Origin of the sequence: Dyella sp. OK004, assembly GCF_900114495.1 — a bacterium.
Lineage (GTDB): Bacteria > Pseudomonadota > Gammaproteobacteria > Xanthomonadales > Rhodanobacteraceae > Dyella_D.
On record NZ_FOZI01000002.1, the window covers coordinates 249866 to 271041 of the forward strand.

The window sequence follows — 21176 nt, forward strand, 5'->3', positions numbered from 1 at the left end:
CCTGGCATAGAATGCCCGTCCCGGTCACTGTCCAAGGCCCGTCGTGATCCGCTTTGTCGATGTCCACAAGTCCTACCGCGTCGACGGCAAGGACCTTCCCGCTCTGCAGCCCTTCAGCCTGGACATCGCCGATGGCGAGGTGTTCGGCATCATCGGGCATTCCGGCGCGGGCAAGTCCACGCTGATCCGTTTGATCAACCTGCTGGAGCGCCCCAGCGGCGGCCGCATCCTGATCGGCGAGACCGACATGACTGCGCTGGGCGATGCCGAGCTGCGCGCACAGCGCCTGCGCATCGGCATGATCTTCCAACACTTCAACTTGCTGTCCTCGCAGACGGTCGCCGACAACATCGCTTTCCCGCTGCGCCTGGCCGGCGAGCGCGACGCGGCAAAGATCCGCACCCGCGTGGATGAACTGCTGCAACGTGTCGGCCTGACCGAGCATGTCAACAAGCACCCGTCGCAGCTTTCGGGTGGCCAGAAGCAGCGCGTGGGCATCGCCCGCGCGCTTGCCAATCGGCCGTCCATTCTGCTGTGCGACGAAGCCACCAGCGCACTCGATCCACAGACCACCGCCTCGGTGCTGGAACTGCTGGCCGAGATCAACCGCGAACTGAAACTGACCATCGTCCTGATCACGCATGAGATGGACGTGGTGCGCCGCGTGTGCGACCGCGTGGCGGTGCTGGACGCGGGCCGCATCGTCGAGCATGGCTCGGTGGCCGACGTGTTCCTGCATCCCACGCATCCCACCACGCGACGCTTCGTCAACGAAGCATTGCCGGAAGAAGCAGCCGGCGAGCACGCGTTGTATGCGCACATCCCCGGCCGCATCCTGCGCCTGTCGTTCCGCGGCGAAGCCACCTGGACGCCTGCGCTGGGTCGCGTGGCACGCGAAACCGGTGTGGATTTCAACATCCTTGCCGGCCGCGTCGACCGCATCAAGGACCTGCCCTATGGCCAGCTCACCCTCGCCATGCAGGGCGATGGCGTGGACGCCGCGCTCGCCACGCTGCGCGAAGCCGGCATCGAAATCGAGGAGCTTGCGCGATGACCGCCCCTTTCCTGCAAAACCTATTTCCCAACATCGATGACTGGGCGGAGATCGGCCATGCCTGCATCGATACTCTGCTCATGCTCGGCGGATCGCTGCTGCTTACCGTACTGATCGGCCTGCCGCTCGGCGTGCTGCTCTATCTCACCGGCAGGGGGCAGCTGCGCGCGATGCCGAAGTTGTACGCCGCGCTGTCGCTGGTGGTGAATGTGTTGCGCTCGATTCCCTTCATCATTCTGATGATCGTGCTGATGCCGCTGACCTATATCCTGGTTGGCACCAAGCTCGGCATCCGCGGTGCCATTCCGCCCCTGGTGATCGGTGCCGCGCCGTTCTTCGCTCGCCTGGTGGAAACCGCCTTGCGCGAAGTGCAGCAAGGCGTGATCGAAGCAAGCCAGGCGATGGGCGCCAGCACCTGGCAGATCGTGCGCCATGTACTGCTGCCCGAGGCACGCGGCGGTTTGATCGCCGGCACCACCGTCACTGCCATCGCACTGGTCGGCTATACCGCCATGGGTGGCGCCATCGGTGCGGGCGGCCTGGGCGACCTGGCCTACCGCTACGGCTATCTCAGCTACAAGTCCGACTACATGTTGGTCACAGTCGTCTTGCTGATCGTGCTGGTACAGCTGCTGCAAATGCTCGGCGACCGCATCGTGGCGCGCTATACCCGGCATTAAAGCCCCCTGTAGGAGCCCACCCTGTGGGCTCCTACCATCAAGCAGACGCCTTGTTTTGCATCCGGCGGTATGGATGGCTATTCTGGCGCACCGCACCAAGGCCCGTCGCCATGAAGAAGCTGCTCGTTGCTCTCGCCGCCCTGTTTGCGCTGGCCGGCTGCTCGTCCTCCAACTCCGGCAGCAGCAGCGACAGCCAGAAACTCGTGGTGGCCGCCACCGCCGTACCCCACGCGGAGATTCTCAAGCAGGTCAAGCCGCTGCTGGCAAAGGAAGGCATAGATCTGGAGATCAAGGTCTTCGCTGATTACGTGCAGCCGAACACGCAGGTGGCCGAGAAGGCGATCGACCTCAACTACTTTCAAACCAAGCCCTATCTGGACGAATTCAATCGCCAGCGCGGTACCCAGCTGACCATCATCACCGGCGTGCATATCGAGCCGTTCGGCGCGTACTCGCGCAAACTCAAGAGCATCGACCAGTTGCCGGACGGCGCCACCGTCACCTTGCCCAACGACCCGAGCAACAACAGCCGCGCCCTGCTCCTGTTGGCGCGCCACGGCCTGATCACGCTCAAGGATCCGAACGACGAGCTGGCGACGCAGAAGGACATCACCGCCAACCCGAAGCATTTCAAGTTCCGCGAACTGGAAGCCGCCATGCTGCCGCGCACGCTGGACGAAGTGGACCTGGCTTTGATCAACACCAACTACGCGCTGGCCGCCGGACTCAACCCGACCAAGGACGCACTGTTGATCGAAGGCAAGGACTCGCCCTACGTGAACTATCTGGTCGGCCGTCCCGACAACAAGGACGACCCGCGCGTACAGAAGCTGGCCAAGGCGCTGACCAGCCCGGAAGTGAAGGCTTTCATCGAGCAGAAATACCAGGGTGCCGTGCTGCCGGCGTTCTGAATTCCATCAGCGCATGCAGAAAAAAACGCCGGGCATTGCCCGGCGTTTTTGTTTACCTGTCAGGCGGCTTCGTCCACCGGCTGGGGAATTTCGAACACCTGCCGCAGGTAGGTTACGTAAGCCTTGTCCTCGCACATGTTCTTTCCGGGTGAGTCGCTGATCTTCGCCACCGGCTGGCCGTTGCAACGGACCATCTTGATGACGATGTTGAGCGGCGTCGGCCCCACGTCATTAGTGAGATTAGTGCCCACGCCGAAAGCCAGCAGGCAGCGCTCGCGGAAGTGCGTGTACAGCTGCATCACCTTGGGAATGTCCAGGCCATCGCTGAACACCAATACCTTGCTGCGCGGGTCGACGCGGTTCGAACGATAGTGCGCCAGCACGCGCTCACCCCAGGCGAAGGGATCGCCCGAATCATGCCGGGTGCCGTCGAACAGCTTGCAGAAATACATATCGAAATCGCGCAGAAAGGCGCTCAGGCCATACACGTCAGATAGCGCGATACCGAGGTCGCCGCGGTATTCCTTGGCCCAGGTTTCCAACGCCGCCACCTGCGAATCGCGCAGGCGCGGACCCAGCGCCTGATGTGCCTGCAGATATTCGTGCGCCAGCGTACCCAGCGGCGTCAGGCCCAGCTTCCATGCCAGCCATACGTTGCTGGTGCCGGCGAGCTGCGGCCCGAGCGTATCGCGCAGGGTGGTCGCCACTTCCTGATGCCACAGGCGCGAGAAACGCCGGCGCGAACCGTAATCGGCGACCCTGCAACCCTCGTAGCCGGGCGTGTCGCGCAGCAAGGCGATCTTGTCCTTCAGGCGCCGCCGCCCTTCCGCCATATCCAGCCCCGGCTGGGTGTTGCGGAAGTACACCTCGTTGACAATGGAAAGCAGCGGCACCTCGAACAGAATGGTGTGCAGCCATGGCCCGACGATGCGTATCTCGATCTCGCCGTTGCCGCTTACCGCAGGCGTGATCTCCACATACTTGGCATTGAGCTGGAACAGCCCGAGAAAGTCGACGAAATCGCTCTTGATGAAACGCCAGCTGCGCAGATAGTCCAGCTCCTCCGGCGTAAAGCGCAGACGGCACAAGGCATCCAGCTCGGCGCGAATCTCATCGATGTAAGGCACCAGATTCACGCCGGGGTTGCGGCACTTGAAACGGTACTCGACCTGCGCGGCCGGATAGTGGTGCAGCACCACCTGCATCATCGAGAACTTGTACAGGTCGGTGTCGAGCAGCGAAGTGATGATCATCGGTGACTCACGCGGGAGGGAAGCACACGCCATGGTGTGTTCCATTGATTATCCGCGTGCCATGCCTGTTTACGCGAGCCCGAAAAAGTAAAAACCCCGGTAGCCAGGGGAGTAGCTACCGGGGTTCTGTCAGGCCGTCCCCCACAAAGAGGGGGAGAAAAGGGGGCGGCCCCCGACAACGCGAAACAACTACGTCATCTCATGTCGCCTCACGGCGATACGGGTAGTTAGTGTGGTCGCCGCGATACAAGTTCAAGGGCGTCCCGGAACGGTTCAGCTTTCTGCCAGCTTGGCTCATCGCCACTTACAATGCCGCGGTTTCCGCCGGAGTCCGCCATGCCCCTGCTGCGTTGTCTATGCCTGATCATCCTGATGGTCGCCCTGCCCGCCGGCGCCGCCGAACTCAAGCTTGATCTCGGGCATGGCGCGAAGACGCTCGATAGCGCGCAATTAACCGCCCGCAAAGACGCCCGTAACATCGCCATTCCCGACGACGTTGCCTATCACCGCGCCATGACCTATCGCGCGGTGCCGCTGAAAACGCTGCTTGCCGGCATCGACCCGAACGACCACCTGCAGTTCGTCGCCAACGACGGCTTCGCCGCGGAAATCCCGGCCGCGCTGATCCTCAATGCGCATGGCGCCGAAGCCTGGCTGGCCATGGAAGACCCAACCCACCTCTGGCCGATTCTGCCCGGAAAAAATGTCAGCGCCGGTCCGTTCTATGTCGTGTGGATACGGCCGGAAGCCAACGGCATCGGCCCGGAACAATGGCCTTATCAGCTCGCAGCGATCCGCAAGCAGGAAGACATCGCCGCACGTTTTCCGGCCATCGTGCCCGCGGCATCGCTGCCGGCGAACAGCCCGGTCCGTCATGGCTTTGAAGTATTCCAGCGCAACTGCTTCGCCTGCCACACCCTCAACGGCGAAGGCGATGCACGGCTCGGACCGGATCTGAATATCCCGCACAATCCCACCGAGTACCTGCGCGCCGATCTGCTGCGCGCCTATGTGCGCGATCCGCAGTCACTGCGCCATTGGCCGCAGGCCAAGATGCCGGGTTTCAGCACCAGCGTGCTGAGTGAGAGCGACCTGGATGCCCTGCTGGACTATCTGCGCCACATGTCCGACCGCAAACACACCCCGTAGGAGCGCACCCCGGATCGAGCCGGGGCAGGCTCTGTGCGCGACCGTCCTTGAGATGACGCTAACGCGCCGTGTCGCCCACAGCCTGGGCTCCTACCTGCAACAGGTCGGCACCACGGTTGTAGACCTCCATATCCAGCAGCCCCTGCTCGCGCGCCACCAGCACCGGCACCAGCATCTGGCCGGTGACATTGGTCATGGTGCGCATCATGTCGAGTACGCGATCGATCGCCACCAGATAGCCGATACCTTCCACCGGCAGGCCCGCCGAACTCAGCACCAGCGTCACCATCACGGTCGCGGTACCCGGCACGCCCGCCGTGCCGAACGAACCCAGCACCGAAGCCAGCAGAATCACGAAATACTGCGTGGGCTCCAGATGCAGGCCGAAATACTGCGCCACGAAGATCGAGCTGATCGCAGGATAGATCGCGCCGCAGCCATCCATCTTGATGCTCGCGCCGAGAGGCACGGCAAAGGCGGCGTATTCAGGCGCCACGCCCAGATTCTGCGTCACGCTACGCAGCGCCACCGGCATCGAGGCGAAACTGGATGACGAGGTAAAGGCCACTTGCATCGCCGGCAGCACGCCGCGGAAAAACCGGCGCGGACTCAAACCGTGCGTCAGTAGCAGGCCGCCATAAACCAGCAGGATCTGCACGCCGCAGGCGAGATACAGCGCCAGCACAAACTTGCCCAGCGGCAACAGCTTCTCGAAACCGTAGCCACCCACCAACGCCGCAATCAAGCCGAAGGTACCGATCGGCGTCACTTCCAGCACGAAGCGCGTGACCTGGATCATCGCGTCGTTGGCTTCACCCAGCAGTGCGCGCAGGCGCGCGGACTTCTCACCGATCTTCACCAGGGCCAGGCCCAGTAGGCCGGCAAAGAAAATCACCTGCAGAATCTTGCCTTCGGTCAGCGCCTTGAACGGATTGGTTGGCACCACGTCGAGCAGCACCTTCACCGGTGAAGGCACTTCTTTCACCTTGTAGTCGCTTGCCATCGCCAGCTCACCCACGCCCAGACCGGGATTGGTGAGATGCGCCACCAGCAAGCCCACGCCTACCGCCAGCGTCGCGGTGATCGCGAACCAAAGAAAGGTGCGCCCACCCAGCGCAGCCATGCGCTGCACGCCATGCAAGCTGGCCACACTGTTGACCACGGCGAAGAACACCAGCGGTACGGCGATCATCTTGATCAGCGCGATATACACATCGCCCAGCGGCTGGAACCAGGTCACCGACGACGGTCCGCACAACCAGCCCACCAGCGCGCCCAGCACGAAGCCCGCAAGCACACGCTTCCAGAAACGAATGCCTAGCCACCAGGAAACCAGCCTCACTGCCCTGCTCCAACCGCGCGAAAGGCTCCGACCTTACACCGGGAACAGCCGTCCATACGGCTAAATCGCAACACAGCGTTCGCGAAGGCGAACGATCAATCGCCGCGACGGGCGACATCGGCCCCGGCTGCCAACCGCTTAAGGGCCTGATCCCGCTGCGACTTAGGCAGCTGCCCGAGCCGACGCACCCCGGCGTAGAACACTGGCCACTGCCCGCCGCCCTGGCAGAACAACGCGGCGAACGCGGGCTTCCATTGATCGTAGAGACCAAACGGCAGCAGCCGTGCGTTATTGATCGGGGCAGCCACCCACGCGTCATAGCGATGCTGCTTCGGCCACCCCTGATCGCGCCACACCTCGTAGCGCTGGCGGAAATCGGCGATCTCACGCTGCTTGCCCGCCTCCATGGCTGCTTCGTCGCCCCCGCCGGCATACCGCTTCTTGAGCCGGTCGCGCAGGTCCAGCACCAGCTGGGTGAAAGCATCGTCCATCGCCTGAGCCTCGCCATCCTGCGGCGGCAACCCGCGCGACGTGCGCCATTCGCGCAGGCCCTGCTCCTGTACGAAGCTGGCGAAAGATTCGTTGAAGGCGCTGTCGTCCTTCACGTAGATCAGCTGATGGGCCAGCTCGTGGAAGATCGTGCCGGCCAGTTCGTCGTCGTCCCAGCGCAGCATGCTGCTGAGGATCGGGTCGGCGAACCAGCCCAGGGTGGAATACGCTGACACGCCGCCCACGTAGACATCGTCGCCACCGGCCTTCAGCCGCGCCGCTTCGGCCCTTGCCTTGGCTTCATCGAAATAGCCCCGGTAGGCCACGCAACCGGCGACGGGGAAACAATGCCGCACCGCCTCCACCGAATAGCGCGGCGTGGCAAATACGTTCCACACCACGTAAGGACGGTGCAAGTCGACATAGCGGGTATAGCTGCGGTTGTCCGGCAGCCCGAGTTCCCGCGAGGCGAAACGCCTTGCCTGCTGCGACAACTCAAGACGACCCGCCAGCTTTTGATCGGTGACCGGGTCTGCCACCACCTTCTCCACCGAGCGTTGCCGCAACACCAGCTCGCTCTGCCCGCGCGCCACATGCGCGTAATAACACCCGGATAGCAAAAGGCTCACCGCCGTGACAGCGATGAGCCTTGCGAGCCCTTGTAGCGGCATGGGAAGAACCATGCCGCGATTGTGCCGGCCTCAGTGCCCGCGGTCACCCCAGTGCCCGTCATGCCCACCATGCCCGTCGCGACCGCCACTCCAGTTGCCCCGGTGACCACCGTCGCCCCGGCCGCGCCAGCCGCCATTACCGCCTCGCCAGCCGCCGCGATCCCAATGACGGTCACCGTCGCGCCAGCGCGATCCGCCGTACCACGCGCCACCGATACCTACCGTCACCGGCGGCCCGTAACAGCAGCCGTAGTAACCACCGTAGTAGCCCGGCGCGTAATAACCGTCGTCATACACCACGGTGGATCGGCTGCCGTAATAGGCATCGCCCGCATAGGTGGAGCTGCGGACGTAGCTGTAGCCCGGATCGTAATAACAGCCCGACAGCGCCGCGGTGGCGACAACCAGAGTCAGGCCGGCAAGCAGACGTTTCATGACACACCCCAGTTGGGATCACGTCATCACGCTAGGCCCGGCGCGTTGAATGCGCACTGAGTGCAAACTTACCGGCCGGCGGGCATTTACTCGCCAGCCATCTCGTTGCCTGGATCAGAAGCGCGGCTGCGAAAGCTGGGCCAGGAAGTGCGAAATAATGTCCGGGCGGATTATCACGGTAAACGCAATACCGAACGCCGCTCCCCACAAATGCGCACTGTGATTGACGTTGTCACGCGCCTGGCGGTCCATGTAGATCGAATAGGCCACGTAAAGCACCGCATAGATGATCGCCGGCATGGGGATCACAAAGACGATGATGCGCGACCACGGCGCCAGCAGGATGTAGGCAAACAGCACCGCCGACACCGCTCCGGAAGCACCCAGGCTGCGGTAGTTCGGGTTATGTCGGTTCTGCAAATAGGTCGGCAGGATCGATATGACCAGCGCGCCGATATAGAACAGCGCAAAACCCATGGTGCCCAGCTGCGTGCTGTAAAACCCCTCCATCACGCGCCCAAAGAAAAACAGCGTGATCATATTGAACAGCAAGTGCCCGAAATCCGCGTGGATCAGCCCGTAGGTCACCAGCCGGTGGTATTCGCGCTGCTTCTCGATCGCGGGCGGCCACAGGATCAGGTCGTCCATCAGGCGGCGATTGTTGAACGCCATGAACGAGACGATGCAGGTGATGGCGATGATGAGCAAGGTGATCAGCATGTACGTTTCCCCTGTAAGGCAGGCGGGCATCTTGGCCGCACGGCCTGCGCTTGTCGACCTCACCGCCGTCACCAAGCCGAGTATGATGCGCGGCTTCCGCGCTTTCCCCCGCGACTATCACCGCTTCCATGCCCCCCATTCGCTATTTGCATCTGGACGTCTTTGCCGCTTCTTACGGCGGCGGCAATCATCTCGGCGTCGTGACCGACGCCACCGGCTGGAGCGACGCGCAAATGCAGCGCTTCGCCCGCTGGGCCGACCTGGTCGAAACCACCTTCCTGCTGCCGCCAAGCGACCCCAAGGCCAGCTATTGCGTGCGTATCTTCACGCCGCAGAAGGAAATTCCCTTCGCCGGCCATCCCAGCATCGGCAGCGCACACGCGGTGCTCGAATGCGGCCTGGCCACCCCGCGCGACGGCCTGCTGTGGCAGGAGTGCGGCGCCGGTGTGCTGCCGATCCGCATCGAGGGTGAGGGCGCGACACGCCAGCTGTTGCTGCAATCGCCCAAAGCCACGGTGGAAAAGACCGGCTCGGATGCACATCCCCTGCTCGGCGCGGCCCTGTCCGGTATCGAGCTAGGCAAATTGCCGCCGGCCTACGTCGCCGGCGGCCGCCACTGGTGGCTGGCCGAATGCGCCGACGAGGCCAGCCTGCGCGCCTGGCAGCCCGACCATGCCGCCATCGGCGCCCTGGCCAGGGCCACCGACAGCCTGGGCCTGTGCGCCTTCGCACGCAGCAGCCACGCGGATTACCAGCTCGTGGTGCGCGCCTTCCCGGCCGGCGTCGGCATTGTGGAAGATCCCGCCTCCGGTGCCGCCAACGGCCTGATCGCGGCTTATATCGCGCACGCCGAGCCGCAAGGTCCGCTCGCTGCCGGCTACACCGTGAGCCAGGGCCGCGAGATAGGCCACGACGCCAGCCTGCTGGTGCACATCATCGATGGCGTGGTGTGGATCGGCGGACGCACGCATACCGTGATCGACGGCCGCCTGAACTGGAACGGCGACGCTTGAACGCCGGTGCGCAGATCTGGGTCGACGCCGACGCCTGCCCGGTGGCGATCAAGGAAATCCTGTTCCGCGCCGCCGAGCGCGAGCAGGTTTCGGTCACCCTGGTCGCCAACCAGTTCCTGCGCACACCGCCCTCGCGTTTTGTCCGCTCGCTGCAAGTGCCCGGCGGTTTCGACGTGGCGGATAACGAGATCGCCCAGCGCGTCACGGCGGACGACCTGGTGATCACCCAGGATATTCCGCTAGCCGCGCAGGTGATCGCCAAGGGTGCACTCGCCATGCATCCGCGCGGCGAGCTGTACACGCGCGACACCATTGCCCAGCGACTGGGCATGCGTAACTTTATGGAAGAACTGCGCGGCGCCGGCGTAGATACCGGTGGACCCGCGGCCTTCCATGCGCGCGACAAGCAGGCCTTCGCCAATCAGCTCGACAGCTGGCTCGCCCGCTTGCGTCAGGCGCGCAAGGCCTGAAGAAAACCTGTAGGAGCGCACCCTGTGCGCGATGGTTTTTGCGATGACGCGAAGAAACGCGCGACCCTTGCGAGTCGTTTCGCGCACAGGGTGCGCTCCTACAAAGCGCTCAGCGATCCAGGCCGGCGCGACGCGCGGCGACAGTCGCCAGTGCTGCCCAATCCACGTCTTCATCGCCGGCCGCCAGGGTCTCCAGCAGGCTGTCCCGCAGCACGCTGGCGAATGGCAACGGCACGCGCGCGGCATCGCCAGCCGCAAGCGCCAGATTGATGTCCTTGTAGCCCAGTGGCAACGCGAAACCCGCCGGCTTGAAGCGCTGCTCGGCAATCAGCTGTCCGTAACCCTTGTAAACCGGGGTGGCAAACAACGTACCCGTCATCAGCCCAAGGAAGTCCGCCGCCTCGACGCCATGCGCACGGGTCAGCGCCACCGCCTCGGCCATGCTTTCGATGGCGGCGCCGATCATGAAGTTGCCAGCGATCTTCACTACGTTGGCGCGCTCGGGCTCCTCGCCCATCGGCCAGATGCCGCCGGCCATCGCCTCCAACAACGGACGCACGCGTTCGAGCACGGCCGCCTTGCCACCTACCACGATATTCAACTTGCCGGCCGCAGCCACATCCGGACGGCCAAACACCGGCGCGGCGAGATAATCCAGGCCGCGCTCCGCATGCGCTGCCGCCAACTCTTTCGCCAGCGCCACAGACACCGTCGCGTGATTCACGTGCACGGCACCGCGATCCATCGCGTCGAGCAAGCCGCTATCAAGTATCACCTCACGCACCGCGCGATCATTCGCCAGCATGCTGAAAAGCACGTCGCCTTGCGCAGCACGATCGGGCGTACGGGCCAGCTTCGCGCCCAGCGACACCAGCGATTCGGCGGCCTGCGGCGAACGGTTCCACACCGTCACCGCATGTCCCGCCTTGATCAGGTTGCTGGCCATGGCACTACCCATGGCGCCAAGACCGATGAATCCGACTTTCATGCGCATACCTCGTTCGTCGCCAAGCACATCATGGTGCTCTACCTGGGGTGCATGGCACGTGGATTCAAACCACCTGCCCCGCCGCCTGCCCCGAAGCCCATGCCCATTGGAAGTTGTAGCCGCCGAGCCAGCCGGTGACATCCACTACTTCGCCGATGAAATACAAACCGGGCACCAACTTCGACTGCATCGTGCTCGACGACAGTCCGTCGGTATCGATGCCACCCAGCGTGACCTCTGCTGTGCGATAGCCTTCGGTGCCGCTGGCGACGATCGGCCAGTCATGCAATTGCGCGGCGATCTGGTTGAGTTCCGCGTCGCGGTACTGCTTCATCGGCCGGCTCTCGAACCACAGCTCGCACAAACGCTGCGCGAGCCGCTTGGGCAAGGCATCGGCCAACACGTTCTTCAGCTCCATCGCCGGCCGTGCGGCGCGTTGTGCGTTGAGCCAGTCGGCCATATCCAGCTCGGGCAGCAGATCGATACGCAGGTCATCGCCCGGCTGCCAGTACGAGGAAATCTGCAGAATTGACGGCCCGCTGACGCCACGATGCGTGAACAACAGGCCGGCGCGGAACGAATGCTTGCCTACGCGTGCCGACACCTGCGGCAACGCCACACCGGCGAGATCCTGGTAACGCTCCTGATGCTTGCCGCTCAAGGTCAGCGGCACCAACCCCGCACGCGTAGGCAACACCTGATGCCCGAACTGCCGCGCCAGTTCGTAGCCGAAGCCAGTGGCGCCCATGCTGGGAATCGACAGACCACCGGTCGCGACCACCAGCGATGCGGCGTGCACTTCGCCGCGGGCCGTGCGCACGCTGAAACCTTCTTCGCTCTTGCTCACCCGCTCCACGCCGCAACTGGTCTCGATGCGCACGCCGGCCTGCGTGCACTCGTCCAGCAACATGCGCACAATCAATTTCGAGGACTCGTCGCAGAACAGCTGGCCGAGTTCTTTCTCGTGATAAGCGATGCGATGCTTTTCTACCAACTCAATGAAGTCCGCCGGCGTGTAGCGCGCCAGCGCGGACTTGGCGAAATGAGGATTGGCCGACAGATAGCTGGCCGGCGTCACGCCAGTATTGGTGAAATTGCAGCGGCCGCCACCCGACATCAGGATCTTCTTGCCGACCTTGTTGGCATGGTCCACCACCAGCACCTGCCGCCCGCGCTGCCCGGCCGCGATGGCGCACATCAGCCCGGCCGCGCCCGCGCCGATCACCAGTACATCTACCTTCACGCCATCACCCGCATACCCATTCCAGCCGCCATCCCGAAAACATGAGGGCGGATTATCCCCCAGTTACATCGCTTACACTTGCCCATCCGCCTTCCTAATCGAGAGACGCCATGCCTTCCTTCGACGTTGTTTCCGAAGTCGACAAGCACGAGCTGACCAATGCCGTCGACCAGGCCAACCGCGAACTGACCAGCCGCTTCGACTTCAAGGGCACCGACGCGAAGTTCGAACTGGACAAGTTCGAGATCACTCAGACCGCGCCCAGCGAGTTCCAGCTGCAGCAGATGCTGGACATCCTGCGCGGCCGCCTGACCTCGCGGAAGATCGATATCCGCGCGCTCGACATCGCCGATCCGGAAACCAACCTCGGCGGTGCGCGCCAGAAAGTCACCGTCAAACAGGGCATCGAACAGCCGGTAGCGAAGAAGCTGGTAGCTGCACTGAAAGAAGCCAAGCTCAAGGTCGAGGCGCAGATCAACGGCGACAAGCTGCGCGTCACCGGCAAGAAGCGCGACGACCTGCAGCTGGCCATGGCCGTGCTGCGCAAGGCCGATATCGAACTGCCGCTGCAGTTCGATAACTTCCGCGATTGAACTTCTTGCTCCGCCCCAACCCTCCCCTCCAAACGGGGGAGGGAGAAAAGCTCAGGCCTGCCCGGCCACCACGTTCACGCTCAACGCAATGATGAACACGTTGAAGAAGAACGCGATCACGCTATGCAGCAGCGCCACGCGGCGCAGATAGCGGCTGGTGATCTGCACATCGGAGACCTGGAAGGTCATGCCGATCACGATGGCGAAATACGCGAAATCCCAATAGTCCGGCTGCGGCGTGTCAGGAAACTGCAGCCCTTCGTGATTTTTGCCGAAATCGCCGTAATAGCCATGGGCATAGTGCATGGCGAACATGGTGTTCATGAACAGCCATGACAGCACGATGCTGATTGCCGCCAGCACGATGCTCGACACGCCGCTGCCCTTGCCGCTGTGCAGCTCGGCATTCAGCGCCACCATCACCACTGCGGTCAGCACGATACCGCTCCACAGGAAACCCCAGCGCCCCGCATCCTGCGCGCGCGCCTGGCAACGCATCAGCGCCGGCGAGGCACGATTGAACAGCACGGCAAGCATGATCAGATAGACCAATGCGGCCAGGTCGAAGCCGAGCAGCAAAGCCATCCAAGGATGCACGCCGCTGGCATACAGCGCCGCCACGGCCAGTACAAAGACGACCGTCGCCGCCATCAGGCGCGGCCGCGCTCTCAAATTATGGAAGCGGCGATGCGAACGCTCGGTCGGCGTGTCGTGGCTTGCGCTATTCATGCCTGCTCCCTGGACTCAACGACACACATGGCTAGATCTCCCGATTCAGTCCGTCAATGCGGGGGATGATAGCCACTATGGTCTTAGCCGACGCGCAGATCGTCGTACTCGGGATGGCGCCGCATCCACGCCTCCGCGTAGGAACATGCGGGCACCACTTTCCAGTGCTCACGCCGCGCATGCTCCAGCGCGGTCTTCACCAGGCTCGCCGCAATGCCGCGACCACCGACCGCCTCGGGTACCAAGGTGTGGGTGATGGTCATCACGCCGTGCGCCAGGCTGTAGTCGACTACACAGAGCAAACCCTCAACCTCGGTCTCGAAGCGGTGTTCGGCGGGTTGGTGGCGGATATCGAGGGTCATGACGGCTCCACGAGCGGCGCAAAGCCGTCAGCATAGGTCATGAGCCGGGCTCCGGTGTGTTAAGCGGCCGCGTGCCCTCTCGACGGAGCATTCGCATTCCCTGCATGCCGCGTTGCGCACACTGCACGCTTCCCCACGCAGGACACCCGCCCATGAAACGCTCTGCTTCCGCCGCCTGGAGCGGCGACCTCAAGAACGGCAAAGGCCAGATCTCCACCGAAACCGGCGTGCTGCACGATGCGCCCTACGGTTTCCGCGCCCGCTTCGAAGATGGCCCCGGCACCAATCCCGAAGAACTGCTCGGCGCCGCCCATGCCGGTTGCTACACCATGGCGCTTGCCGCCGGCCTCGGCCAGGCCGGCTTCACCGCCGACCATATCGACACGCGCGCCGTGGTCACACTGGACAAAGAGGGCGACGGTTTTGCCATCACTACCGTCGAACTCACCTGCCGCGCCAGGGTGCCGAAGATCGATACCGCCGCTTTCGATCAGATCGCGCAGGCCACCAAGCTCGGCTGCCCCGTATCGAAAGTACTCAAAGCCAAGATAAGCCTGGATGCCGCGCTGGATAACTGAGCGCGTCATCCACTTCCGTGCCGGCGCGTTCCCTTCCCGGCGTGCCGGCTATCGCACGCATCTTCGTCAGAACCGAGTATTGATCGATGCCTGCATGGAACCGCCGCCAGTTTGTTCAAGCCTGCCTCGGTGCGTTTGCCGCCCTGCAAGTTTCCCGGGTGCGCGCCCTGCCCGATGGCCGCAGCGCCTGCCGCCTCAGCGCGGAACAGACGGAAGGCCCGTACTACCTCGATCGCGCCTTGCTGCGACAGGACATCACCGAAGGCAAGCCTGGCCTGCCCCTGAGTTTGCAGTTTGAAGTGCTGGATGCGCGCACCTGCCGGCCGCTTGCCGGCGCCGCGCTGGAAATCTGGCATTGCGATGCGCAAGGCGCGTATTCCGGCTTCGGCGGTATGGGCGGACCCGGCATGCCGCCACCGCTGGGACCGCCACCCGGTGACGCACCGCACGGGCCTCCGCCGCGCGGCGATCGCAGCCCTGGAGGACATCCGCCGATGTCGCATCCGACCGATCAACTTACTTTCCTGCGCGGCGTGCAGATTGCCAATGCGCGCGGCCACGTGACCTTCCGCAGTATTTTTCCGGGCTATTACGCCGGCCGCTGCAACCACATCCACCTGAAACTGCATGTCGGCGGGCAGACCGCGGACGGCCACTATCGCGGTGGCCATACCGTGCATACCGGGCAACTGTTCTTCACTGAAGCGGACAGTCTTGCGGCAATGGTGCTACCCGCCTATCAACGTCACGGCCTCGAACGCATGACGCTGGAACGGGACAACGTCTACACCACCCAGCATGGCGAGCAATCCATCGCCACACTAATGCCGACGAACGGCGATGTGCCACGCATCGCCCGGCTTACGCTCGCCATCGATCCGACGCAGCAAAGCCGCGAAGGCTCCTGAACTAACAGCCCACCGCTTGCTGCAACCGAACCGCCACGCCCGAGCCGGCGCGGCGACGACGTACCGCATCGGCCAATCGCTCCAGCACGCGCAATGAACTTTCCCAATCGATGCAACCATCGGTGATGCTCTGGCCATAACGCAACGGCTGGCCTTCCACCAGATCCTGGCGTCCGCCGACCAGATGACTCTCCACCATCACACCAATGATGCGCCGCTCGTCGGCCTCGATCTGCTCCGCGATGTCGTCGATCACGCGCGGCTGATTCTCCGGCTGCTTGGCGCTGTTGGCGTGGCTGGCGTCGATCATCACCCGCGCCGGCAGCCCCGCGCGCACTACCGCATCGCAAGCGGCATCGACGCTCGCCGCGTTGTAGTTCGGCAACTTGCCACCGCGCAGAATCACGTGACAATCGCCGTTGCCGGTCGTGCTGGCGATCGCCGTCTGGCCGTCCTTGGTCACTGCCATGAAATGATGCGGCTGCGACGCCGCCTGCACCGCATCCACCGCGATCTTCACGTTGCCGTCGGTGCCGTTCTTGAAACCCACCGGGCAGGACAAACCGGAAGCCAGCTCGCGATGCACCTGACTCTCCGTGGTACGCGCACCGATCGCACCCCAGGCCACCAGATCAGCGATGTACTGCGGCGTGATCATGTCGAGAAACTCGCAACCCGCCGGCACGCCCAGATCGTTGATGTCGCACAGTAGCTTGCGCGCAAGACGCAGCCCCTTGTCGATCTGGAAACTGCCATCGAGATCGGGATCATTGATCAGTCCTTTCCAACCCACCGTGGTGCGCGGTTTCTCAAAATACACACGCATGACGATTTCCAGCGTATCGGCGAAGCGCTCGCGCTGCGCCGCCAGCCGGCCTGCGTACTCCAGCGCGGCCGCGGTGTCGTGGATCGAGCACGGCCCGATCACCACCACCAGCCGATCGTCCTGTCCAGCAAGGATGCTGTGCACGGCCTCGCGTGCGTGGGCCACGGTGTCGGCGGCGCTTTCAGTGGCCGCGCAATCGCGCATCACCTGCGCTGGCGTACTCAGCGTGGTGATGGCGCGGATGCGCAGGTCGTCGGTGGTCTGTCGGGTCACGGCTTGCTCCTGGTGGGGTTCCAGCGGCGGCCAAAAAAAAACCGCCAGTGGAGGCTGGCGGCTTTCAGGGATTTGGTTCGATCTTCTTTACTTACGATCGCGCCCCTACTTCCGCCAACGGCATCGGATAGCCGTAAAACCAAAAGTAATAGCGGGTGGAGGTGAGGATCATGACGCGTAGTGATAACACAGAGTAGGTGCGATGCAAACCCCGCCGCGGCATTTAGCCTTCCAAATCAGTATCCATTGAAACCACCGGACGGTACGTCACTCGACGATAGAATCCCGCCATGCCCTCCCCACTCCATCTGCTGACCCACCCCGCCCGCGAACCCATCCGCCGCTGGGTATTGAGTGCCTTTCCCCGCAATGGCGGCGGCACCATCGACTATGACCACCCCATCGGCGACCCCGGGCTATTCGGACCCGACAGCGCCACCTGGCGCATCCACTCCGACTTTCCCGGCATGCTCGCCGGCGGCCTCGCCGCGCTGATGCTGCAAACCCTGCACCCGCTGGCCCTGGCCGGCGTATGGGACCACTCCAACTTCCGCGACGACCTGCTCGGCCGCCTGCGCCGCACCACCGCCTTCGTCGGCGGCACCACCTACGCCCCACACGAACAGGCGCAGCAACTGATCGAACGCGTCAAACACATCCACGCCCAGGTCATCGGCCACGGCGAAGACGGGCGCCCCTACGCCGCCGACGATCCCCACCTGCTCACTTGGGTCCACGTCACCGAAGCCCACAGCTTCCTGCAGGGCTATCGCCGCTTCAGCCATATCACGCTGCCCGCAGGCGCCGCCGACCGCTACTACGACGAAGTGCGACGCATCGCCGAAGCCCTCGGCGCCCGCGACGTCCCCGCTTCCGAAGCGGAAGTCACCGCCTATTTCCGCCATATGCGTTCCGAACTGATCTACAGCGAACGCTCCCGCGTCGTACTCGACATACTCTCCCGCGTACGCCTGCCAGTACCCATCGCCGGCCTCTCCCGCAACGTCTTCCTGCTGGCCGGTGCCGCCCTGTTACCGGAATGGGCGGAACGCATGCTGCAACGGACACCACTGCAACGAGCGCAAGCGCGACTCGCAGCGCGTGCCTTGTGGTCAGTGTCTCCGGTGTTCCGTGCAGCGTTGAAGGATGGCATCGCGAGTCGCGCATGCGCGCGAGTGAGCGTTACGAGCGAGAGCTTGCAGAGCTGGGCATAAAGCCAACCACTGAAGCGTTATCCCAAGCACCCACCCCTCACCCCAACCCTCTCCCCGGAGGGGAGAGGGAGCAAAAGCTATGTGCCGTCAGTCTGTGGTCGGCGATCAGGCCCGAAGAAAACCATCCGACGCCTGACACTGGAAAAAGCGCAGCTACAGAGCACACCGCCAGCTCTCAGGCCATTTCTCTTTGGTTACTTTCTCTTTGGGCCAGCAAAGAGAAAGTGACCCGAGCCGCGGCAGCGGTTCGGAAGCCCGCGGCAGGCGAGCCCAGTCGCGACAACGCGACAACCAAGCGATAACGCCACTGGATGACCAGCTTCGCTGTTGAAAAGCGCCTCCGGCCTACGCCGGAATGACGGAGTAGGAAGGGATATCGCAAGGGCCGAACCCTCCCCCCAGCCCTCTCTCCCACAGGGAATACTTTCGGGCCGTCGAGCGAAGAGGGAGCCAAAGCCAAATCACCCCTCCCCCATCATCGCGTCATACCGCCGCTGCATCTCCTCCGGACTAACCTTCTCAATGCTGTGCCCAATCAACCACTCATGCCCAAACGGATCGCGCACCGTCCCGCCACGCTCCCCATAAAACGCATCCGCCGCCGGCCGCACCAAGGTCCCGCCCGCCTTCACCGCCCGCGCCAGCATCACGTCCGCGTTATCGACATGCAGATGGATCGACACACTGGTCCCGCCAATGCTCTGCGGTCCCACGATGCCGCACTCCGGATACTCGTCCGACACCATGATCACCGCCGGCCCCAGCTCCAGTTCGGCATGGCCGATGCGGCCGGTACCCGGCTCGTTGAGCTGATAGCGCAGTTTGGCGCCGAAGGCCTGCTGGTAGTACGCCAGCGCCGCGGCGGCGTTTTTGACGCGTAGATAAGGAAACACTTCGTGGACCGTGGATGCGGCTTGGGTATCCATGACAAGCACTCCGTAGTGAGGGATCGACGGCCATGCTGCACCCGCCAGCAAACGCCGTCTTGTAGAAAATCCGAGTGAAAGCCCGTCGCAGCGCGGATTGACACCGCCCGGCGATCCGTTAACGTCGCCGCATCCCGCAAGGAGGCCCCGGTGGCGACGCTTATTCCAACCCGAAACAGCTGCCTGTCGCGGATGACCAGCGGCGAAAAACGCTTCTCCGAGCGCCTGGAGCAGAAGCTCGAAGACGACTACCTGCTGTGGTACGACGTGCCGGTCGGCCCCAAGCAGCGCCGCCCCGACTTCATCGTGTTCCACCCGCGCCGCGGCCTGTTGGTGCTGGAAGTGAAGGATTGGAAGCCGGACACCATCCAGCAGGCCGACCCCACCCTGTTTACCCTGCTCACCGGCCGCAGCAGCGTGAAGGAGCACAACCCGCTGATGCAGGCACGCGATTGCGCCAGCGAGGTTTACAAGGTCCTGCAGCATGACCCGGCGCTGCGCCATCCGCCCGGCCATCACTACGAGGGCAAGCTGCTGATGCCGTGGGGCTACGGCGTGGTGCTCTCCAATATCAGTCGCAAGAACTACGTGGCGGGCGGGCTGGAAGCAGTGATCCCGCCGCATCTGGTGATCTGCCAGGACGAGATGTACGAGTCGGTCGAAGCCGAGGATTTCCAGGAACGGCTGTGGGCGATGTACCCGCAAGTGTTCCCCACCGCGCTCACCTTGCCGCAGATCGATCGCGTGCGCTGGCACCTGTTCCCCGAAATCCGCGTTGAACCCGGCTCCGGCCAGTTCGGCCTGTTCGACCGCTCCACCAGCGGCGCGGTGAACAAGGTGGAGATTCCCGACCTGATCAAGGTGATGGACGCGCAGCAGGAGCAACTCGCTCGTTCGCTCGGCGACGAGCACCGCATCATCCACGGCGTCGCCGGCTCCGGCAAAACCATGATCCTCGGTTTCCGTGCCATGGCGCTGGCGCGCGCCTTGAATAAGCCGATCCTGGTGCTCTGCTACAACAAGACGCTCGCCGCGCGACTGGACCAGCTGATGGGCGAACGCGGCCTCAGCGACAAAGTACAGGTGTACAACTTCCACAAGTGGTGCCGCAGCATGCTCACCGCTTATCACGTACCGCTACCACCCGAGGGCCGGGACTTTTTCGATGCGCTGCCGCCCGCGGTGATCGAAGGCGTGGACAAGGGCCAGATCCCGCGCTTCCAGTACGGCGCTGTGCTGATCGACGAAGGCCACGATTTCGAACCAGACTGGTACAAGCTGATCGTGCAGATGATCGACCCCAACACCAATTCGCTGCTGGTGTTGTACGACGACGCTCAGAACATCTACGGCAAGGCCACCCGCAAGCAGCTCAGCTGGAAAAGCCTGGGCGTGCAGGCGCAAGGCCGCACCACCATCCTCAAGCTCAACTACCGCAACACGCTAGAAATCCTCTCCGTCGCCCGCGGCTTCGCCAACGAACTGCTGCTCGGCCGCGACGAGGAAGACGACGGCGTGCCCCTGATCTCTCCCGAAAGCGCCGGCCGCCGCGGCGCACTGCCGGAACTGATCCGCGTCGAACGCACCGAAGATCAGCTCCCCGCCATCATCGACCGCCTGCGCGACGAGCAAACGCTGGGCCGTCCGCTATCCGACATGGCCGTGATCTTCCGCAATAAATGGGAAGGCGAGAAATTGCATGAGGCCTTGCAGCGCGCCGGCATCCCCAGCCGCCTCGCCGAAGGCAACGGCAAAAGCACACTCTTCGTCGCCGACGACACCGTCAAACTCGTCACCATGCACTCCAGCAAAGGCCTGGAATTCCCACTGGTCATCATCCCCGGCCTCGGCTCACTTCCCATGCCCGGCAAAGACGAGCCCGAAGAAGCACGCCTCCTCTACGTCGCCATGACCCGAGCCACCGAACGCCTCGTCATGATCCACCATGCCGACTCCGTCTTCAGCGCACGCATCCGCAACTCGATCAATGACGTGCAGGGGCAGTTGGGGGCGATGGCCTGAACGCGGCGAGGCAGGACGAAATGCCTCGAAGCAAACCATCCCGACGCCTGACACTGGAAAAGACGCCACTACAGAGCACGCCGCCTGCTCTTCAGGCCATTTCTCTTTGGTTACTTTCTCTTTGGGCCAGCAAAGAGAAAGTAACCCGGACCGCGGCAGCGGTTCGGAAGCCCGCGGCAGGCGAGCCAGTGCACGCAGACGCGACAACCGAGCGATAAGGCACTGGATGACCAGCTTCGCTGTTGTGAAGCGCCTCCGGCCTACGCCGGAATGACGAAGTAGGAAGGAATGTCGCAAGGGTCGAACCCCTCACAGAGGGAGAGGGAG

The 21176-nt window shown here is 63.5% G+C and carries 22 protein-coding genes; 11 read left to right on the forward strand and 11 right to left on the reverse strand.

Annotation, left to right across the window (positions count from 1 at the left end):
• The first annotated feature begins 43 nt into the window (after positions 1-43).
• The 3 genes from BM338_RS07790 (at position 44) to BM338_RS07800 (ending at position 2645) form a co-directional block, all read left to right on the forward strand.
• A complete protein-coding gene (locus tag BM338_RS07790; RefSeq protein WP_090450325.1) occupies positions 44-1054 on the forward strand; it encodes a methionine ABC transporter ATP-binding protein in 1011 nt (336 codons plus the stop codon).
• Complete coding sequence (locus tag BM338_RS07795; RefSeq protein WP_090450326.1) at positions 1051-1734, forward strand: methionine ABC transporter permease; 684 nt, start codon at positions 1051-1053, stop codon at positions 1732-1734. The genes BM338_RS07790 and BM338_RS07795 overlap by 4 nt, the downstream gene beginning before the upstream one ends.
• A 110-nt stretch (positions 1735-1844) precedes the next feature.
• On the forward strand, positions 1845-2645 hold the full coding sequence (locus BM338_RS07800; protein WP_090450327.1) for a MetQ/NlpA family ABC transporter substrate-binding protein: 801 nt from the start codon (positions 1845-1847) through the stop codon (positions 2643-2645).
• Between the two features lie 59 nt (positions 2646-2704).
• On the opposite strand, the gene pncB is transcribed toward BM338_RS07800, so the two are convergent.
• Complete coding sequence (gene pncB / locus BM338_RS07805) at positions 2705-3898, reverse strand: nicotinate phosphoribosyltransferase (protein WP_090450328.1); 1194 nt, start codon at positions 3896-3898, stop codon at positions 2705-2707.
• A gap of 336 nt (positions 3899-4234) precedes the next feature.
• On the opposite strand from pncB, the gene BM338_RS07810 reads away from it, so the two are divergent.
• On the forward strand, positions 4235-5047 hold the full coding sequence (locus BM338_RS07810; protein WP_090450329.1) for a c-type cytochrome: 813 nt from the start codon (positions 4235-4237) through the stop codon (positions 5045-5047).
• Between the two features lie 58 nt (positions 5048-5105).
• Here the strand turns inward: BM338_RS07810 and BM338_RS07815 are convergent, their stop codons facing one another.
• The 4 genes from BM338_RS07815 to BM338_RS07830 all read right to left on the reverse strand — a co-directional run bounded on the left by BM338_RS07815 (position 5106) and on the right by BM338_RS07830 (position 8704).
• Positions 5106-6389, reverse strand: coding sequence for a dicarboxylate/amino acid:cation symporter (locus BM338_RS07815; RefSeq protein WP_090450330.1), 1284 nt, complete (start codon positions 6387-6389; stop codon positions 5106-5108).
• A gap of 95 nt (positions 6390-6484) precedes the next feature.
• Complete coding sequence (locus tag BM338_RS07820; RefSeq protein WP_218156316.1) at positions 6485-7549, reverse strand: aminopeptidase; 1065 nt, start codon at positions 7547-7549, stop codon at positions 6485-6487.
• 30 nt (positions 7550-7579) lie between these two features.
• The gene (locus BM338_RS21585; RefSeq protein WP_090450332.1) at positions 7580-7984 is read right to left on the reverse strand and encodes a hypothetical protein; all 405 of its coding nucleotides are present in this window, start codon (positions 7982-7984) and stop codon (positions 7580-7582) included.
• Between the two features lie 114 nt (positions 7985-8098).
• Positions 8099-8704: a rhomboid family intramembrane serine protease gene (locus tag BM338_RS07830; RefSeq protein ID WP_090450333.1), complete on the reverse strand. Its 606-nt coding sequence runs from the start codon at positions 8702-8704 to the stop codon at positions 8099-8101.
• 128 nt (positions 8705-8832) lie between these two features.
• Between BM338_RS07830 and BM338_RS07835 the strand changes: the two genes are divergently transcribed.
• On the forward strand, positions 8833-9717 hold the full coding sequence (locus BM338_RS07835; protein WP_090450334.1) for a PhzF family phenazine biosynthesis protein: 885 nt from the start codon (positions 8833-8835) through the stop codon (positions 9715-9717).
• A complete protein-coding gene (locus BM338_RS07840; protein ID WP_090450335.1) occupies positions 9714-10187 on the forward strand; it encodes a YaiI/YqxD family protein in 474 nt (157 codons plus the stop codon). The genes BM338_RS07835 and BM338_RS07840 overlap by 4 nt, the downstream gene beginning before the upstream one ends.
• Positions 10188-10296: 109 nt before the next feature.
• On the opposite strand, the gene BM338_RS07845 is transcribed toward BM338_RS07840, so the two are convergent.
• Both BM338_RS07845 and BM338_RS07850 read right to left on the reverse strand, forming a co-directional pair.
• A complete protein-coding gene (locus tag BM338_RS07845; RefSeq protein ID WP_343124153.1) occupies positions 10297-11175 on the reverse strand; it encodes an NAD(P)-dependent oxidoreductase in 879 nt (292 codons plus the stop codon).
• Positions 11176-11239: 64 nt separating this feature from the next.
• Complete coding sequence (locus tag BM338_RS07850; RefSeq protein ID WP_090450337.1) at positions 11240-12418, reverse strand: BaiN/RdsA family NAD(P)/FAD-dependent oxidoreductase; 1179 nt, start codon at positions 12416-12418, stop codon at positions 11240-11242.
• A gap of 110 nt (positions 12419-12528) precedes the next feature.
• Here BM338_RS07850 and BM338_RS07855 point away from each other — a divergent pair, with 110 nt between their 5' ends.
• Positions 12529-13011 carry a YajQ family cyclic di-GMP-binding protein gene (locus BM338_RS07855; RefSeq protein WP_090450338.1) on the forward strand — a complete coding sequence of 161 codons (483 nt, stop codon included), beginning with the start codon at positions 12529-12531 and terminating at the stop codon, positions 13009-13011.
• A gap of 51 nt (positions 13012-13062) precedes the next feature.
• Here BM338_RS07855 and BM338_RS07860 read toward each other — a convergent pair whose 3' ends face one another.
• Positions 13063-13740: a DUF1345 domain-containing protein gene (locus BM338_RS07860; RefSeq protein WP_090450339.1), complete on the reverse strand. Its 678-nt coding sequence runs from the start codon at positions 13738-13740 to the stop codon at positions 13063-13065.
• Positions 13741-13823: 83 nt separating this feature from the next.
• Positions 13824-14102 (reverse strand): GNAT family N-acetyltransferase, encoded by a 279-nt coding sequence (locus BM338_RS07865; protein WP_090450340.1) that lies wholly within the window; start codon positions 14100-14102, stop codon positions 13824-13826.
• Positions 14103-14254: 152 nt separating this feature from the next.
• Here BM338_RS07865 and BM338_RS07870 point away from each other — a divergent pair, with 152 nt between their 5' ends.
• Positions 14255-14680 carry an OsmC family protein gene (locus BM338_RS07870; RefSeq protein ID WP_090450341.1) on the forward strand — a complete coding sequence of 142 codons (426 nt, stop codon included), beginning with the start codon at positions 14255-14257 and terminating at the stop codon, positions 14678-14680.
• Between the two features lie 86 nt (positions 14681-14766).
• Positions 14767-15588 (forward strand): intradiol ring-cleavage dioxygenase, encoded by an 822-nt coding sequence (locus BM338_RS21590; protein WP_177229271.1) that lies wholly within the window; start codon positions 14767-14769, stop codon positions 15586-15588.
• Position 15589: 1 nt separating this feature from the next.
• Here BM338_RS21590 and BM338_RS07880 read toward each other — a convergent pair whose 3' ends face one another.
• Positions 15590-16687, reverse strand: a complete 1098-nt coding sequence (locus BM338_RS07880) for a 3-deoxy-7-phosphoheptulonate synthase (RefSeq protein WP_090450342.1) — start codon at positions 16685-16687, stop codon at positions 15590-15592.
• A 290-nt stretch (positions 16688-16977) separates the two neighbouring features.
• Here BM338_RS07880 and BM338_RS07885 point away from each other — a divergent pair, with 290 nt between their 5' ends.
• Entirely contained in the window at positions 16978-17901 is a 924-nt protein-coding gene (locus tag BM338_RS07885; RefSeq protein WP_090450343.1) for an oxygenase MpaB family protein, read from the forward strand.
• 461 nt (positions 17902-18362) lie between these two features.
• Here BM338_RS07885 and BM338_RS07890 read toward each other — a convergent pair whose 3' ends face one another.
• On the reverse strand, positions 18363-18827 hold the full coding sequence (locus tag BM338_RS07890) for a VOC family protein (protein ID WP_090450344.1): 465 nt from the start codon (positions 18825-18827) through the stop codon (positions 18363-18365).
• A 150-nt stretch (positions 18828-18977) separates the two neighbouring features.
• Between BM338_RS07890 and BM338_RS07895 the strand changes: the two genes are divergently transcribed.
• A complete protein-coding gene (locus BM338_RS07895) occupies positions 18978-20849 on the forward strand; it encodes a 3'-5' exonuclease (RefSeq protein ID WP_255367233.1) in 1872 nt (623 codons plus the stop codon).
• The last annotated feature ends 327 nt before the right edge of the window (positions 20850-21176 follow it).